At 65.6% G+C, this 16,832-nt stretch carries 13 protein-coding genes and 1 other RNA gene; 1 reads left to right on the top strand and 13 read right to left on the bottom strand.

Annotated features, from left to right (window positions below):
• Window position 1: 1 nt before the first annotated feature.
• The 12 genes from murD to HD883_RS20300 form a co-directional block, all read right to left on the bottom strand.
• The gene (murD, locus tag HD883_RS20355; protein WP_179588829.1) at window positions 2–1,537 is read right to left on the bottom strand and encodes a UDP-N-acetylmuramoyl-L-alanine--D-glutamate ligase; all 1,536 of its coding nucleotides are present in this window, start codon (window positions 1,535–1,537) and stop codon (window positions 2–4) included.
• A gap of 13 nt (window positions 1,538–1,550) precedes the next feature.
• Window positions 1,551–2,720, bottom strand: a complete 1,170-nt coding sequence (gene mraY, locus HD883_RS20350) for a phospho-N-acetylmuramoyl-pentapeptide-transferase (RefSeq protein WP_179589703.1) — start codon at window positions 2,718–2,720, stop codon at window positions 1,551–1,553.
• A complete protein-coding gene (gene murF / locus HD883_RS20345; RefSeq protein WP_373563442.1) occupies window positions 2,710–5,802 on the bottom strand; it encodes a bifunctional UDP-N-acetylmuramoyl-L-alanyl-D-glutamate--2,6-diaminopimelate ligase MurE/UDP-N-acetylmuramoyl-tripeptide--D-alanyl-D-alanine ligase MurF in 3,093 nt (1,030 codons plus the stop codon). The genes mraY and murF overlap by 11 nt, the downstream gene beginning before the upstream one ends.
• Window positions 5,799–7,547, bottom strand: a complete 1,749-nt coding sequence (locus tag HD883_RS20340; protein WP_179588828.1) for a peptidoglycan D,D-transpeptidase FtsI family protein — start codon at window positions 7,545–7,547, stop codon at window positions 5,799–5,801. Before HD883_RS20340 ends, murF begins: the two co-directional genes overlap by 4 nt.
• A complete protein-coding gene (ftsL, locus tag HD883_RS20335) occupies window positions 7,544–7,903 on the bottom strand; it encodes a cell division protein FtsL (RefSeq protein WP_179588827.1) in 360 nt (119 codons plus the stop codon). The genes HD883_RS20340 and ftsL overlap by 4 nt, the downstream gene beginning before the upstream one ends.
• An 11-nt stretch (window positions 7,904–7,914) precedes the next feature.
• Window positions 7,915–8,985, bottom strand: a complete 1,071-nt coding sequence (rsmH, locus tag HD883_RS20330; protein ID WP_179589699.1) for a 16S rRNA (cytosine(1402)-N(4))-methyltransferase RsmH — start codon at window positions 8,983–8,985, stop codon at window positions 7,915–7,917.
• Window positions 8,986–9,414 (bottom strand): division/cell wall cluster transcriptional repressor MraZ, encoded by a 429-nt coding sequence (mraZ, locus tag HD883_RS20325; RefSeq protein ID WP_179588826.1) that lies wholly within the window; start codon window positions 9,412–9,414, stop codon window positions 8,986–8,988. It lies immediately after the preceding gene.
• 445 nt (window positions 9,415–9,859) lie between these two features.
• An RNA gene (rnpB, locus tag HD883_RS20320) (RNase P RNA component class A) lies at window positions 9,860–10,275 on the bottom strand.
• A gap of 11 nt (window positions 10,276–10,286) precedes the next feature.
• Entirely contained in the window at window positions 10,287–11,186 is a 900-nt protein-coding gene (locus tag HD883_RS20315) for a DUF3025 domain-containing protein (RefSeq protein ID WP_179588825.1), read from the bottom strand.
• Window positions 11,168–12,223, bottom strand: coding sequence for a dihydroorotase (pyrC, locus tag HD883_RS20310; protein ID WP_179588824.1), 1,056 nt, complete (start codon window positions 12,221–12,223; stop codon window positions 11,168–11,170). Before pyrC ends, HD883_RS20315 begins: the two co-directional genes overlap by 19 nt.
• A 133-nt stretch (window positions 12,224–12,356) precedes the next feature.
• Window positions 12,357–13,550: a M20 aminoacylase family protein gene (locus HD883_RS20305; protein WP_179589697.1), complete on the bottom strand. Its 1,194-nt coding sequence runs from the start codon at window positions 13,548–13,550 to the stop codon at window positions 12,357–12,359.
• A 44-nt stretch (window positions 13,551–13,594) separates the two neighbouring features.
• Entirely contained in the window at window positions 13,595–14,383 is a 789-nt protein-coding gene (locus HD883_RS20300; protein WP_179588823.1) for a DUF3047 domain-containing protein, read from the bottom strand.
• Window positions 14,384–14,729: 346 nt separating this feature from the next.
• Between HD883_RS20300 and HD883_RS20295 the strand changes: the two genes are divergently transcribed.
• Complete coding sequence (locus tag HD883_RS20295) at window positions 14,730–15,125, top strand: SWIB/MDM2 domain-containing protein (protein WP_179588822.1); 396 nt, start codon at window positions 14,730–14,732, stop codon at window positions 15,123–15,125.
• A 192-nt stretch (window positions 15,126–15,317) separates the two neighbouring features.
• Here the strand turns inward: HD883_RS20295 and HD883_RS20290 are convergent, their stop codons facing one another.
• Entirely contained in the window at window positions 15,318–16,523 is a 1,206-nt protein-coding gene (locus HD883_RS20290) for a PQQ-dependent sugar dehydrogenase (protein ID WP_179588821.1), read from the bottom strand.
• Window positions 16,524–16,832 lie beyond the last annotated feature (309 nt).

The raw sequence follows: 16,832 nt of genomic DNA, 5'->3' as shown, positions 1-16,832 counted from the left end.
GTCAGATCTCTCCGCGGTCGTGCGCGAGTTCGGTGACCGCGGCGTCGAACACATCGGCGCGGTGCTTGTAGTCGCGGAACATGTCGAAGCTGGCGCAGGCTGGCGACAGCAGCACCGCGTCGCCATCTTCGGCGTGTGTCAGGGCGGTATGGACGGCGGCTTCGAGCGACTCGCTCGTCACCAGCGGCACGTTGGTGCTGGCCAAGGCATCGGCAATCGCAGGTGCGTCGCGCCCGATCAGGACCACGGCGCGGGCATGCAGCGCCACGGCGCGCGCCAGGGGTGCAAAGTCCTGCCCCTTACCCACACCGCCCGCGATCAACACCGACCGCTGGCCCAGGCCTTCGAGCGCCGCCACGGTGGCGCCCACGTTCGTGCCCTTGCTGTCGTCGATGAAGTCCACGCCACCAATGGTGCGCAGGAATTCCACCCGATGCGGCTCGCCGCGGTAATCGCGCACCGAGTGCAGCATCGGCACCAACGACAGGCCGATGCACCGGGCCAGTTGCAGCGCCGCCAGCACATTGGCGGCGTTGTGCTGACCGCGCACCAGCAAGGCGTCGACCGGCATCAGGCGCACGACGCGCCCGGCGGCCCGCAGGATGGGATCGTTCTTTTTGCGCTTGACCGGCTCGGCATCGAATTCGTCAAACGCCGATTCGGCCAGCCAGGCCACGCCATGGCTGTGGTCCATGCCCATGTCGCCGGCCAGCGCGGGCAGGTCGCGGCCAAAGCTGCGCACCCGTTCGGCGTCCAGGCGATCGACCATGGCGACCGTGGTCGGGTCATCACGATTCACGATCGCGATGGCGGACGCGGCCAGCAGCTTGGCTTTGGCGGCAGCGTAGGACGCCATGTCGCCATGCCAGTCCAGGTGGTCCTGCGTCACGTTCAGCACCACCGCGGCGTCGGGCCGCAGGCTGCTCGTGGTCTCCATCTGGAAGCTGGACAGCTCCAGCACCCACACGTCGGGCAAGGCGCCGGCGTCTTGCGCGGCCATCAGGGCCGTCAGCGCGGCGGGGCTGATGTTGCCCGCCACCGCCACCGACTTGCCCGCGGCGGCCACCAGCCGGCCGGTCAGGGACGTGACCGTGGTCTTGCCATTGGTGCCGGTAATGGCCAATACCTTGGGGGCATAAGCCTGCTCATTCTTGAGCATGTTCAGTGCTTGCGCGAACAGTTCGATTTCGCCGATGACCGGAATGCCGCGTGCCTTGGCCGCATCGACCAGCGCGCGGGCCGGAGCCAGGCGGGGCGACAGGCCGGGGCTCAACACGACACGTTCCACGCCATCCAGCAGCGCGGGGTCGAACTGCGATTCGCCATCGATGTCCCGCAGGGCCGCCGCGCCGAGCACGAACTCGGCGTCGCCCGCCTGCTCGCGCAGCGCGGCCAGGCCGTTCGTTTCGGTCCGCGTGTCGGCGACGCGCACGCCGCAGCCGGTGCGTACGCACCACTGCACGGCGGCCGAGCCCGTCTCGCCCAGGCCAAGGACCAGGGTGAACGGCATCGCGACAGGAGACTCCAGCGTGTCCATCAAGGCTTCCACATCACCGCAACTTGAGGGTCGACAGTCCGATCAGCACCAACATCATGGTGATGATCCAGAACCGCACGACGACCTGCGTTTCTTTCCAGCCGCTGACTTCAAAGTGATGGTGCAGCGGCGCCATCTTGAAGATGCGGCGGCCTTGGCCATACCGCTTCTTCGTGTACTTGAACCACGTGACCTGCATGATCACCGACAGCGTTTCGACCACGAACACGCCGCCCATGATGAACAGCACGATTTCCTGGCGCACGATCACGGCCATGGTGCCCAGCGCGCCGCCCAGCGCCAGCGCGCCGACGTCACCCATGAACACCTGCGCCGGATACGCGTTGAACCACAGGAACGCCAGGCCCGCGCCGGCCAGCGCCGCGCAGATCACCATCAGTTCCGATGCGCCCGGAATGTACGGAAACAGCAGGTAGCGCGAATAGTCGGTCCGGCCGACGACATACGCGAACACGCCCAGCGCACTGCCCACCAGCACGGTCGGCATGATCGCCAGGCCATCCAGCCCGTCGGTCAGGTTGACCGCATTGCTGGTGCCAACAATCACCATCCACGTCAGCACCATGAAGCCCAGCGCGCCCAGCGGCAGGCTGATGCTCTTGAAGAACGGCACGATCAGGTCGGCCCGCGTCGGCAACGCCATCGTGAAGCCGCCGTGGATCCAATCCCGGAACAGCACCCAGGTGCCGGCCAGGTCGGGCGCCGCGATCGCAAAGGTCAGATAGACCGAGGCCACCAGGCCGATCAGCGCCTGCCAGAACATCTTTTCGCGCGCCGGCATGCCTTCCGGATCGCGGCGCACCACCTTGCGGTAATCGTCGGCCCAGCCGATCCAGCCAAAGCCGAAGGTCACCAGCAGCACCACCCACACGAAGCGGTTGCTCCAGTCGGCCCACAACACGGTCGACACGCCGATCGAAATCAGGATCAGCGCGCCGCCCATGGTCGGCGTGCCGTTCTTGACCAGATGCGATTCCGGACCGTAGGCGCGCACGGCCTGGCCGATCTTGAGCGCGGTCAGGCGGCGGATCACCCACGGCCCGGCCACCAGCCCGATCAACAACGACGTTGCGCATGCGAACACCGCGCGCAGCGTGATATAGCTGAAAACCGAGAAGCCCCGGAAGTCTTCGGATAGCCACTGGGCCAGTTCAAGCAGCATTCCGCGTACCATTCAAAAAGTCATTTGACGGGTCGTTGCCGGCCAGCAAGGCCGCCACCACCCGTTCCATACGCATGAAGCGTGAACCCTTCACCAGCACCGACGCCGGCCGCACGGCCCGGATCGCCGGGGCCAGGTCTTCCACCCGGTCCGCATGCACACCGCGCCGGGTGGCGTTGTCGTTGCCAGCGTCATTGCCTTGGCCGTCGTTGAACGCCGCCACCGTGTCGCGCGTGGCATCGCCCAGCGCGAACACCGCATCGATGCCGCAGGCACGGGCGTATTCGCCCACTTCCCGATGCATGGCGGGGCCGTCATTGCCAACTTCGCCCATGTCACCCAATACCAGGACACGCGGTGACGGCAGGCTGGCCAGCACGTCGATCGCGGCGCGGGCCGAATCCGGATTGGCGTTATAGGTGTCGTCGATCAGCAGGCCGCCGGAGGGCAGCGCATGACGCTGCATGCGGCCCTTGACCGGCGCAAACGCCTGCAGACCATCCACGACCTTAGCCAACGGCGTGCCAATGGCCAGCGCGCAGGCCGCGGCGGCCAATGCGTTGCGCACGTTGTGCAGCCCGGCCGCGGCCAGCACGACCGGTGCCGAACCCGCCGGAGTCACCAACGTAAAGCGGGTATCGAAAGCCTGCATGTCGATGCCCGTGGCCGTGACGTCGGCAGTCACGTCAGCCGTACCGTCCAGGCCAAACCGCAGGCACGGACGCGCACCGGCCAGCGCCATCCAGATCGGGGTATGCGGATCGTCGCTCGGGAACACGGCCACGCCATCGGGCGGCAGGTGCTCGATCACGGCGCCGTTTTCACGCGCGACCGCTTCCACGGTATGCATGAATTCCTGATGCTCGCGCTGCGCGTTGTTCACCAGGCCCACGGTCGGCGCGGCAATATGCGCCAGCTGGGCGATCTCGCCCGGGTGGTTCATGCCCAATTCCACCACCGCGCTCTGGTGCTCAGGGGTCAGGCGCAGCAAGGTCAGCGGCACGCCGATCTCATTGTTCAGATTGCCGCGGGTCGCCAGACGCGCCGGCTCGCCATGCCACGCCGCCAGAATCGACGCGATCATTTCCTTGGTGGTCGTCTTGCCATTGCTGCCGGTCACGCCAATCAGCGGAATCGCAAACCGCGCGCGCCAGGCGGCGGCCAGACGGGCCAGCGCCACGCGCGTGTCGGACACGACGATCTGTGGCACGCCCACATCGTCCATCGGACGCTGCACCACGACCGCCGCCGCACCGGCTTGCGCCACGGCCGCGACGTAATCGTGCGCATCGAATGTGTCGCCCACCAGCGCAATGAACAGGTCGCTTGCGGCAACGCTGCGTGAATCCGTGCTGACACCGTGGATCGCGATGCGCGGCGCGGCGGCCGTTTCACCCGATGCGCCGTGCAGCACGCCTTGCATGGCGGACGTCGCATCCGCCAGACTCATGAAGCCCAAAATACGTGTTTCCTGTCGCGGGTAGCCGGCAAGCACCTTGCGCGCTTCGTCGACATCCGAGAAGGGCTGTCGCACACCGGCAATTTCCTGGTAAGACTCGTGACCCTTGCCCGCGAGCAGGATCACGTCGTGGATGTCCGCGCCCAGAATGGCGGCGCGGATGGCGTGCGCCCGATCGATGTCGGACGTCACGCGGTCAGCATGCTGCAGCAGATCCGCGGGCACGCCGGCAAGGATCTGTTCGATGATGGCGCGCGGCGATTCGCTGCGCGGATTGTCGCTGGTGACAACGACACGGTCGGCGCGCGCCGCCGCGATGCGGCCCATTTCCGGGCGCTTGCCGGCGTCGCGATCGCCGCCGCAGCCGAACACGCACACGCAGCGGCCGCCGCGCGCGGCCGCCACGGGCAGCAATGCGTCGATCGCGCGTTCCAGCGCGTCGGGCGAATGGGCGTAGTCGACCACCACCAGGGGGGTGCCGTGACCCGGCGTGCTGTCTGGCGCGGCCACGGCTTCCAGGCGGCCCGGCGCGGCCTGGGCCGACCCCAGCGCGCCCGCCGTGTCCTGCACCGACCAGCCCAGCGCGCGCAGCACGCCGCCCACGGCCAGCAGGTTGGCCACGTTGTGCGCGCCCAGCAAGTGCGTGGCGATCTGCACCGACCGGTCATCCAGGTTCAAGGTAAAGACCATGCCCTGGCTCGTGCCGTGCAGATCGCTGGCCGACAGGACGGCAACGCCGGCGGGCATCACTGCCGATGCGGCGTCGAGGGTGAAACCCGTCAGGGCCACCGGTTCGACCGCGCTGGCTTCGGCTGCATTCGCCGCGATCGCCTCCAGCACGCGATGCCCGGCCGGATCATCCAGGTTGACGATGGCCGCGCGCACGCCCTTCCAGGTGAACAGCCGCGTCTTCTGCCGTTCGTATTCGGCCATGTCGCCGTGGTAGTCCAGGTGATCGCGCGTCAGGTTGGTCAGCACGGCCACATCCACGTGCAGACCATCCATACGGCCTTCGGCAATGCCGATCGACGATGCCTCGATCGCCACGGCCACCGTGCCCGCCGCGCGCATCTGCGCCAGCGACCGGTGCAGGGCCACGGCGTCGGGCGTCGTCAGCCCGGTCACGACATGCGCGCCCGCGCCATCGGCCGTCGGCGTGCGAATGCCCAGCGTGCCGATCACGCCGCAGGGCTGGCCATGGGCGGTCAACGCATCGGCCAGCCATTGCGTGCACGACGTCTTGCCATTGGTGCCGGTCACTGCGATCACGGTCATGGCCTTGGATGGCTCGCCATACCAGGCCGACGCCGTCTCGCCCAAGGCTTCTTTCAGGCCGACAAAGGCGCACGCAGGCACGCCACGTTCCGCCAGCACCGCATCGATCTCGGCGCCATGGGCGCCTTCGGCCGCTTCATACACCACGGCCGCGGCGCCTTGCGCCAGCGCCTGGCGCAGGTAGTCGCGGCCATCGCTGCGCGCCCCCGGGTAGGCCAGGAACACGTCGCCCGCCACCACCGCCCGCGAATCCAGGGTCAGCTGCGCCGACGCCAGCACGTTCGCGCGCAGCCACGCCACCAGGGCGGACGGATCGCGCGCCTGCGTGCGGAAGTCCACCGCGCTCACAGCACTTCTTCCATCAACGGCACATCGGGCACGACCAGCGACTTGAACGGCGCATCGGGTTCGACGCCCATCAACCGCAGGGTGCCGCCCACCACATTCGAGAACACCGGGCCCGCGACGGCGCCGCCGTACACGCTGCCGGTGGTCGGTTCGTCCATCATCACCGCCACGACCAGGCGCGGGTTGGACGCGGGCGCCAGCCCGATGAACGACGCCACATACTTGGTGCTGTAGGCGCCGTTGATGATCTTGCGCGCGGTGCCGGTCTTGCCGGCAATGCGATAGCCCATGACCTGCGCCTGCACGGCGGTGCCGCCCGCGCCCGTCACGGCTTCCATCATCTTGCGCATGGTCCGGGCCGTGGCCGGTGTGTAAACCTGCGTCGGGGTCGGCTCGCGATCGGTCTTCAGGAACGACAGCGGCACCATGTCGCCATTGCGGGCAAACACCGTGTAGGCCTGGGCCATCTGCACCAGCGACACCGACAGGCCGTAGCCGTAAGCCATCGTGGCCTTTTCAATCGGACGCCACCGGTCATACGGCCGCAGGCGGCCCGCCACCGCACCCGGAAAGTCCAGCTTCGGCACCTGGCCGAAGCCCAGCTCGCTGTACTTGTTCCACATTTCGCGGTTTTCGATCAGGTTCGCAATCAGCGACGTGCCGATGTTGCTCGACTTCTCGATAACGCCGGCTGTGCTCAACACCCCGTAGCCGTGGGTGTCCGAAATCGACCGGCCAAAGAACGTCATGCGGCCATTGCCGGTGTCGAACGTGCTGGTCGGACGGATACGGCCCAGGTCCATGGCCAGCGCAATGGAAAACGGCTTGATGGTCGAACCCGGCTCGAACGTGTCGGTCAGCGCGCGATTGCGCAACTGGCCGCCATTGAGCCCTTCGCGGGCATTCGGGTTGTAGGTCGGCAGATTGACCAGCGCCAGGATCTCGCCCGTGCGGGTATCGACCACGACCGCGGCCGCGCCGCGCGCCTTGCTCTTGTCCACCGCCGCCTTCAATTGCGAAAACAGCAGGTATTGAATGCGGGTGTCGATCGACAGCGTCAGGTCGTGGCCGTTGGCGGGCGAACGCACGGCCTGCACGTCTTCGACCACGCGGCCCAGACGGTCCTTGATCACGCGGCGGCTGCCGGCGCGGCCTGCCAGCTGCGAGTTGTACGCCAGCTCGATGCCTTCCTGGCCCTTGTCTTCGATATTGGTAAAGCCCAGCACGTGCGCCACCATTTCCCCTTCCGGGTAGTAGCGCATCGTTTCGCGTTGCTGGTGGATGCCTTCCAGGCCCAGCGCGGCCACTTTGTCGGCCGTCTCGACCGTCAGCTGGCGCTTCAGGTAGACAAACGTCTTGTCTTCATTGGACAGCTTGCGCTGCAGATCGCGCAGCGGAATGCCCAGCAGGTTCGCCAGTTCGGCCAGCTTGTCGGGCGGCGCCTTCACGTCTTCCGGGATCGCCCACACGGCGCGCGCGGGCACGCTCGACGCGATCACCACGCCGTTGCGGTCGGTGATCTTGCCGCGCGACGCCGGCAGCACCAGCGTGCGCGCATAGCGCGATTCGCCCTGCCGCTGCAGGAATTCGTTCGACAGTCCCTGCAGATACAGGGCCCGCACCATCAAGGTCGCAAAGCCGGCGAACAGCAGGAACAGCACGAAGCGCGACCGCCATGGCGGCAGCTTGGCATGCAGCACGGGGTTGGACGAAAAGCGGACGCTTTGTGTGCTCTTGCGCTTCATCGGCGGGCTCCCGACGGATTGCGGCCGGCAGGCGCCGGCATCGGTTCGCCCAGCGGTCCGAACGGCAGGACCACGGGCGCATCGCCCTGGTCGCGGCGCTGCGCGAGATAAATGGTGCGAGCCGGCGTGACCGGCTCCATCTTGAGCGTGTTGCGGGCCACATTGTCGATCAGGCCGTGCTTGGAATGATCGGTCTGTTCCAGCTGCAGACGGCGCCAGTCCACGTCCAGGTCGCGCGTCACGACCTGCGCGCGTTCCAGCTCCATGAACAGGCTGCGCGCTTCGTACTGGCTGCTGACGAGCGACAGCGCGCAGCCGATCAGCGCGAGGGTCAGGACGAACAGAAGACGGGCCATGGCGCCGGGACCTAGGTCGACGAGCGTGCTTGCGCACGCACCTGCCGCGGACGCGACGACGCGGGGCGGCGAGCCGCACCCACGGGCAATTCGGACCGGATGAACGCCGCGCCGCCTTCGGCAGGCAGCGGCACCGACGTGCGCTCGGCCACCCGCAGCACGGCGGAACGCGCGCGCGGATTGCCGTCGACTTCTTCATGGGTCGGCAGGATGCGGCCGATCGACAGCAGCACCGGCTGGGGCCGGTCGCGTTCGGGAATCGGCAGGCGAGCGGTCTCGGCGCCCGGATTGGCGGCGGCCGCGATGAATTGCTTGACGATGCGGTCTTCCAGCGAGTGAAAGCTGATCACCGCGAGACGCGCACCCGGCGCAAGCAACTCTAGAATGGACGCGAGCGCACGCGAGAGCTCTTCAAGTTCCTGATTGAGGAAAATCCGTATAGCTTGAAAGGTGCGTGTCGCTGGATGTTGCCCCTTCTCCCGCGTGCGGACTGTACCAGCCACGAGGTGGGCAAGCTCACCGGTTGTCGTAAGAGCCCGCACCTCGCGGCCAGCTGCAATCGCCTTTGCAATCTGGAAAGCAAACCGTTCTTCTCCATAGCGCGCTATGACCTCCCGCATATCGTCGATGCTTGCCTCGGCAAGCCATTGCGCGGCGGTCAGGCCGCGCGTCGTGTCCATCCGCATATCGAGCGGGCCGTCCCGCATGAACGAAAATCCACGCTCCGGATCGTCGATCTGCGGCGAAGAAATTCCCAGATCCATCATGACGCCGTCGACCTGGGTGATGCCCAGCCCGGCCAGCTCTTCACGGATATCGGCAAAGCCGGCATGCACGATGGTCAGGCGAGGATCGGCGGCCGCGACTTCGCGTGCCGCCTCAACCGCCTGGGGGTCTTTGTCGAAAGCAATCAGCCGTGCGTCCGGTCCCAGGCGCGCCAGAAGCGCGCGAGAATGACCGCCACGGCCGAACGTCGTGTCCACCCACACGCCGCCCACGGCGTCGCCGTCGTCCTGTCTGGACAACGCGTCTATCGTCGGCGCCAGCAGCACGGGCCGATGTTGAAAGGGGGAATTCACGATTTAGAAAGAAAACTGATTGAGGACTTCTGGCGAGGCCTGATCGAGCAGTTCCTGCTCTTTTCGGGCCAAAGCGGCGGCGTCCCAGAGTTCGAAGTGCGCGCCCATGCCGAGCAGCATCACATCGCGTTCCAGGGAGGCAGCCGAGCGTAACTCGGGGGCAATCAGGATCCGTCCCGTTCCGTCGAGTTCGACGTCTTGCGCGCTTCCGAGCAACAATCGCTGAAGCCCGCGCGCCTGCATCGGAAACGCCGCGATCTGTTCGCGTTTCGTTTCCCAAATCGGACGAGGATAGACCAGAAGGCAACCATCGGGATGTCGGGTGAGTGTCAGGCGCCCTTCAGCTTGAACCATCAACGCGTCACGATGCCGGGTCGGGATCGATACCCGCCCCTTCGCATCCAGCGTTAATGCGCTGCTGCCCTGGAACACGACTTTGTCACCCCACTTTTTTGCACAAAATTCTACTATTTCCCACTCTAAAGGACCGCCCTTGCAGGGTCAAGCCGGTAACGGCCATTTATCCATTAGTAACAAGGACTTAGCCGAACTTGCTCGAAGATTCACGATATGAAATATCGAATCGAATCAGTGCCTTGGGTGTAGAAGTGAATGCGAGACGTGAGGATTCCGGGAAAAACGCCCCTCTCAAGAGTGTGGTAACTAGATACAAGTGCTTTCCCGGGCCACCCCGTATTGCTGTCCAAACTTGCCTGACCACGAAGGATGGCCAGCCTGACATCCGCCTGAAACGGACGGCGAAACGGCTTGCTCGCGGCCATCCTGGAATCGGGGGAAAGGGATCCTCTCCTGTTGGCGAAGGGTAGGGACGCACGAAACGGCCTGCTCGAGGCGGCGTTTCGGTACGGAAATGGGGAGGCAAAGCAGATCGATAGGCCGGATTCTGTACACGGGTCGCCCCGCGGGCAATCATTCCTCTAGGCGGACCATTGCTGGCCAGCTCAAGCCACCTACCCGCATGCGCGAACTAGCCGCCCTCCACGGCCCGGGGGCCGCATGCATGCCTATTTGGTGTTGCTCCGGATGGAGGTTGCCGCGTTTCACCCTGCTGCGCCGCGCCCGGGGTGACCCGAACGCGCAGCACGGAGATGCCGTGCCGGTGCGGATCGAAATCCGCCCTCGCCGCAGACTCGTCTCTGTGGCCCTGTTCCTCGGCTTCGCGCCCCATGCTTGCGCACGGGACGATCGCCGGACGGTCGTTAGCCGCCATCCTGCTATATGGAGTCCGGACCTTCCTCGCCGCTTGCGCGCCGCGATTGCCTGATCTGCTCTGCGCCGACAGTTTACCTCTGACGCGAACGCCCCGGCCGGAATACGTCGGTATCGTCGTAAAAGCCGGGCGCCGTGTTGGCGGCCCACCACCCTGGCAGGCCCAGCACGGGCAACGGCGACAGGTCGCGCGGGGTAAAGAAGGGCCAGTTGGCCAGCCAGTCGCTGACCAGGCGGTCGATGGTGGACCGCCGCTCGCCAAACGACGCGCGAAAGTAGGAATCGTCCACCGGCACGATCAACGTGTGCGCCGTGATCGACTTGTACGGGTTCATGAGCTTTTCGAGCAGCGCGTGCCCCACCACCCACGGCTCGGTCTGCACGAGCGTGGCGGTGCGCCGGTCCTGGAACAGCGTCTGCCAGTCGAAGCGCCGCAGCGCTGTCGCCAGTTCGTCGTTGGAGCAAGCCAGCACCAGGCCGTTTTCGTCGAACAGGGTGACCGCATCGCGAAGTGCCCCGCGGCCGTTCTTGCCGCCTTCACCTGGCGGCGGCATGTGCGGCTGCGCCAGCGCGTGGGCCTGCGTGGCGTTCAGGCGCGACTTGATGTGCGGGTAGGACAGCCAGGCCAGGCCGTTGAACAGGTCGTGCAGGTTGTCGCGGGTCGGGATGCGGCCCGTGTCGTAGATGTGCTTTTCGTAGGGCGTGCCGTCCGGCAGGTCGGACTGGGGCGCGAATACGATCGGCTTGCCCGAATCCATTTGCGGCCGCACGCCCCGCGCCGACGACGTCACCAGCAGCCGATTCAGGCGATCGCACAGCGGCTCGCCCGCCTCCAGCGACAGCAGCGCGCCGGCAGGCGCCACGCCGGTGAACCAGGGCTGTTCCCAATCGATCACGGTTGCGCCCGCGTTCGTGCCGTCCTGGGCGTCGTCGGGGCCATTCTGCGGCCCGGCGTTCAGCTCGCGACCCGCCATGGCAGCGTCTCCCCGGCGGCAAGCGGCACCACCGTCTGCGCACCATAGGGGAGTTCGTCAGGGATCGTCATGGGTTCGCGCAGCAGGGTCAGCGTGCCGGTGTTGCGGGGCAGGCCATAGAAGTCGGGGCCAAAGAAGCTGGCAAAGCCTTCCAGCGCCTCGATCTTGCCGGCCAGATCGAACGCCTGCGCATACAGCTCCATGGCGTGCAGGGCGGTGTAGCAGCCCGCACAGCCGCAAGCATGTTCCTTCAGCCCCCGGGCATGCGGCGCGCTGTCCGTGCCAAGGAAGAACTTGGGATTCCCGCTGGTGGCGACCTCGACCAGCGCCTGGCGATGCCGCTCCCGTTTCAGCACCGGCAGGCAATACCAGTGCGGCCGCACGCCGCCCACGAACAGCGCATTGCGGTTGTACAGCAGGTGATGCGCCGTCACGGTCGCGGCGGTGGGGCCATCGGTATCGCGCACATAGTGGGCAGCGTCCGCCGTGGTGATGTGTTCAAAGACCACTTTCAGCCCCGGGAACGACTTGCGCAGCGGAATCATGACCGTGTCGATAAACGCCTTTTCGCGATCGAACAGGTCAATGCCCGGATCGGTCACTTCGCCATGCACCAGCAGCGGCAGGCCGACTTTTTCCATGGCTTCAAGCGCTGGCGCGCAGCGCCCCAGCAGATCGGTCACCCCGGCGTCGGAATTGGTCGTGGCGCCGGCGGGATACAGCTTGACCGCATGCACGAAGCCCGAGGCCTTGGCCTTTTCGATTTCGGCGGGCGGCGTATTGTCGGTCAGGTACAGCGTCATCAGCGGCGTAAATGCCGGCGCATCGGCCGGCCGCGACGACAGCGCCTGCAGGATGCGGTCGCGGTACGCGCCGGCCTGCTCGGACGTGGTGACCGGCGGTTTCAAGTTGGGCATGACGATGGCGCGGGCAAACTGGTCGGCGGTATGCCCCACCACGGCCGCCAGCGCCTCGCCATCGCGCAGATGCAGGTGCCAGTCGTCGGGTCGGGTGATCGTAAGCGTAGGAGTCGTCATCGTCATGGCCGCCGTAGCGGCTTCGGGAAATGGGGAAATGCGGAAGGAACGCTCCGCAGGTTGTGGGGAATGTTAACCGCTGTCGTTCGCTTCGCCCGCGACGGGCCCCTGATGCAGGGTGCGTTCGTCCAGGTCAGTCCACCACCGGCATGCTGCGTTCCACGATCGACGCCATCACCCCGGCGCCGACAGGAATGATCGCATCGTTGAAGTCGTAGCCCGTGTTGTGCAGGAAGCATCCGCTTTCGGCGCCGCCCTGTCCGACGCGGAAGTACGCACCCGCCCGCCCCTGCAGCATGAACGAAAAGTCCTCGGCGCCCATCGATGGGGTCAGGTCGCGGATCACGTTGTCCTTGCCGATCATCGCGGTCGCGACGTCAGCCACGAAATTGGCTTCGTGCGGCGTGTTGATGGTGGCCGGATAGATGCGTTCGTACTTCAGCGCAGCCGTCGCTCCGAACGCCCCGGCGATCGACGACGCGATGTCGCCCAGCCGCGTCTCGACCATCTCTTGCACACTGCGGCGGAAGGTCCGAACCGTGCCCACCAGCCGCGCCTCGCTCGGGATGACACTCATCGCGCCCGGATGGCCGGCCTGCACCGAACAGATCGACACCACCGCCGCATCCAGCGGGCTCACGTTGCGCGACACGATGGATTGCGCCGCCGTGATGATGTGGGCGGCCACCACCACCGGGTCGATCGTCTGGTAAGGATGCGCGCCATGGCCGCCCTTGCCGTTCACGACGATCTCGAACCGGTCGGCCGCCGCCATCATCGGGCCCGGGTTGATGCCGATCTTGCCGGGCGGCAGGCCCGGCCAGTTATGCATCGCGTAGATGGCGTTGCACGGAAAGATATCGAACAGCCCGTCTTCGATCATCGCCTTCGCGCCGCCCAGGCCTTCTTCGGCGGGCTGGAATATCAACACGGCGGTGCCGTCGAAGTTGCGGGTGCGCGCCAGGTATTTGGCGACGCCTATCAGGATGGCGGTGTGCCCGTCGTGACCGCAGCCATGCATCAGGCCGGGCTTGGTCGAACGATGGCCAAAGGTGTTCTGCTCGGTCATGGGCAGCGCGTCCATGTCGGCACGCAGCGCAATCATCCGGCCGCTGTCGCAGCGCCGCCCGCGAATCACGCCCACCAGGCCGGTCTTGCCGATGCCGCGGTGCACCTCGATGCCAAGCAGTTCAAGACTGCGCGCCACGATGCCCGACGTGCGGACCTCTTCGAATCCCAGTTCCGGATGCGCGTGCAGATCGCGCCGCAGCGCCGTCAGCTCGTCATGAAATTTGCGGATCGCTTCCAGCGGCGACCGCAAGCCCACCCCAACATCCATCCTGTTCTCCGAAGTCTGCGTCGTGCCTGCTTCTAGTCGATTGCCGTCGGGCCCTGGGAGTTCCCCAACGCGGTCGTGCGTTCGGTCAGCAAATGAATATCGCCGTACCAGGCTTCGGCGCGCTGACGCGTGTTGTCGGTGTCGGTCAGTACACCCACGCCCAACAATTTGCCCGGAGGTTCACCAAATATCTCGGTGTAGTCCTTCACGTAGTCGCGCTTGTAGGACAGCCATTGGCCCACGCGCGCGGGGCCGGATTCCACCACCTTCTTCTTCACGCGCGACGTATGCGAATTGGCGATCACCGTGCCCACGGGTTGCTTCGTATCCCACGTGTAGATCAGCGTCGCATACGGCATGTCGCGGCCCAACAGCATGCGCGCCGTTTCGGCCAGCATGCGTTCCTTCATGGGCAGGCGGCTCATGTCGCCATCGAATGCCAGCACCACCCGCGTTGGCGCATCTTCGGCGTCGGCGCGCGTGCTGTCCGCGCCCGGGATCATTGCATCGGTGCGCCACGTCCACGTGATCGACGATGCGGACGGGGCCACGGGCATCGGCACCCACAATCCGCTGGCCGATGAATCGGCGGCCGCATGCAGCACGCGCGTCGGCTTGGCCGCCACGTGTTTATGCGTGACGCTATAGCTGGTGCGAGTCTTGTCGCGGCGAATGATGAGCGGCTGCCAGCCTGCGGGTGGCTCGCCAATCGGCGACGCCGACGTCGACACCACCAGGGCTTGTTCAGGGGCAATCACGACCGCATCGGATGCAGGTGTAACCACCTGCTCATGGTCGTGTTCATCTTCATAGTTGGGCAATTCGGGATGCGTTGCGCAGCCACTTACCACCAGGCCGAAAAGCGCGCTGCAGCAGGCGTTTCGGGCGAGACGAACGGGCAAGGAAGACATAGATTTCACAGTCGGCACCGGCGCTCATGAAAGACGGTCGGGTCATTCTACCGGCCTGGCGTGACGTCCAAGCGTTGCGCACCGGGCAAATTCTGCTGGGAAACACCAATTCAAACGAAATTTTGTTGTAGCTTTCCCTGGCGAAACGATATGCTGCGCTCGCGGGGTTATTCCGCAGTACTGGAGTTTGCCTCTCTCGCGCACTGCGGTGTGGCCCTGCTACCGATCGGACGATTCTTCTTTGTAGGAGTACAGCATGGCCACAGCCAAGAAGGCAGCAGCGAAAACCGCCGCGCCCGCCAAGAAAGCAGCCCCGGCTAAGACCCCCGCCGCTAAAAAAGCAGCGCCGGCCGGCACGAAAGCGGCTCCTGCCGCCAAGAAAGCAGCAGCCACCAAGGCTCCGCGTAAAGTCAACGCAGCTTTCCTCAAGCCCCTGACCCCGAGCGCCGAACTGGCCGCGGTCATCGGCTCGGAACCGCTGCCGCGTACCGAAGTCACGCGCAAGATCTGGGAATACATCAAGAAGCACGACCTGCAAGACCCGAAGGCCAAGCGCAACATCAACGCCGATGCCAAGCTGAAAGAACTGTTCGGCAAGCCTACCGTCGATATGTTCGAACTGACCAAGATCGTGAACGCCCACTTGAAGTAAACCAAGCAGCCCTGGCATGCCCCCGGGTACTCCGGGACCGCTTGACGCCCACATTGACGTACGTCGCTGTGGGCGTTTTTACGTGGGTACCCGCAGCAGCAGCCGGCCAGTGGCGCCTTGGCGTTCGATGAGATTGTGGTCTTCGATGCTGACATGCCGTGAAAGCGTCAGCACCCGATCGACCCGAGCCGGTCAACCGCCCGCGGGCTTGAGCACGATCACTTGCCCGCGTGGTGCATCCGTCAGCAGATAGACCTCTCCTTGCCGGCCCACCGTCACGTTGCGCACGCGCGCTTCGCCCGACATATAGCGGTCTTCCTTCACGATCCGATCACCCTGGCGCTGCAGCCGGATCAAGGCCTGGCCGCTCAACGCACCCAGCAGCACACTGCCCTTCCATTCCGGGATTCGGTCGCTGGTATAGAACGCCAGGCCGCTCGGCGAAATCGATGGCACCCAGCTGTACAGCGGCGGCATATAGCCTGGCGCGGACGCTTCTTCACCGATCTTGCCGCCGCCATACTGCTCGCCGTAGGTGAACTTGGGCCAGCCATAGTTCTGGCCGCGCTTCACGATGTTGACCTCGTCCCCACCCTGCGGCCCATGCTCGGCCACCCACAGTTCGCCATTGACCGGATCCAGCGCCGCGCCTTGAGGATTGCGATGGCCCAAGGAGTAGATCTCGGGCAGCGCACCCTTCGTCGTGCGTTGAGCCGAAGGGTCTGCATAAGGATTGCCTGGCGCCGGCTTGCCCGCATCGGTCAGTCGCACGACCTTGCCGTGGTGCGTGCTCAGGTCCTGCGCATCCACGCTGCGTGACGATCGCTCGCCCAAGGTCACGAACAAGGCGCCGTCCCGATCGAACACCATGCGCGACCCGAAGTGCAGGCTGCTCGCATACTTGGGGGCCTGCCGGAAGATCATGGTCGTCTCAGTCAGCGCCCACGTGCCCGAGGTCTGCACCAGCTTGCCGCGCATCACGGCAGTGCTATTGGTTCGCGCCGCTTCGCCCGGTTCCGAATAGCTCAGATAGACCCACTGGTTGCGCGCAAAGTCCGGGTGCAAAACGACGTCCAGCAGTCCCCCCTGCCCCCGCGCATCCACCTGCGGCGTACCCGTTACAGGCGCCGACAAGGACCCGTCTTTTGCGACCACACGCAGCCGGCCTGGACGCTCGGTCACCAACGCTTCGCCGGACGGCAACAAAGCCAGTCCCCAGGGATGTTCCAATCCATCCGCCCAAGTGCTTTTGGTGACGCCATTGGGCAAGGATGCGCGTTCAGCACGCACGTCACTGCCCGGCCGCACCGCCTGGGCCTGCGCCTGCAGGGCAGTGGCCAAGGCAAGGACACTGAAGCCGGCGGCCGCAGCCTGCCGGAAGAAACGTTGTGGATGCATCGAGGCTCCCTGTGATGTCGCTGTGATGTCGTCTACGCGCACGCACGCCCCGCGAGAACGTGCCGAGCCCAGCTGCGGACTCACGCGTGATTGGATGGTGTGAGGGAAGACTGTAAGCGCAGAGCGATAGGCGTGCCGGTGTCGAACGGACGCAATGCGTAATTGGGAGTAAATGCGGGGGAGAACAGCGGGGGAGTTGACGCGGGGGATTACCTGCGTTCCCCAAAAGCAAAACCCCCCGCAGCGTTCGCTACGAGGGGTTCTGGGTATAACTAGCCTGACAATGACCTACTTTCACAGACGTCCGTC

Origin of the sequence: Pigmentiphaga litoralis (assembly GCF_013408655.1) — a bacterium.
Classification (GTDB): domain Bacteria; phylum Pseudomonadota; class Gammaproteobacteria; order Burkholderiales; family Burkholderiaceae_B; genus Pigmentiphaga; species Pigmentiphaga litoralis_A.
Note: the sequence above shows the minus strand (reverse complement) of the source record. Positions and strands in the feature narration are given on the sequence as shown.

Bases quoted from the DNA above. Each gene is read 5' to 3' on its own strand.
- murD (WP_179588829.1), bottom strand. From the start codon at position 1,537: ATGGACACGCTGGAGTCTCCTGTCGCGATGCCGTTCACCCTGGTCCTT.
- mraY (WP_179589703.1), bottom strand. From the start codon at position 2,720: ATGCTGCTTGAACTGGCCCAGTGGCTATCCGAAGACTTCCGGGGCTTC.
- HD883_RS20340 (WP_179588828.1), bottom strand. From the start codon at position 7,547: ATGAAGCGCAAGAGCACACAAAGCGTCCGCTTTTCGTCCAACCCCGTG.
- ftsL (WP_179588827.1), bottom strand. From the start codon at position 7,903: ATGGCCCGTCTTCTGTTCGTCCTGACCCTCGCGCTGATCGGCTGCGCG.
- HD883_RS20315 (WP_179588825.1), bottom strand. From the start codon at position 11,186: ATGGCGGGTCGCGAGCTGAACGCCGGGCCGCAGAATGGCCCCGACGAC.
- pyrC (WP_179588824.1), bottom strand. From the start codon at position 12,223: ATGACGACTCCTACGCTTACGATCACCCGACCCGACGACTGGCACCTG.
- HD883_RS20295 (WP_179588822.1), top strand. From the start codon at position 14,730: ATGGCCACAGCCAAGAAGGCAGCAGCGAAAACCGCCGCGCCCGCCAAG.
- HD883_RS20290 (WP_179588821.1), bottom strand. From the start codon at position 16,523: ATGCATCCACAACGTTTCTTCCGGCAGGCTGCGGCCGCCGGCTTCAGT.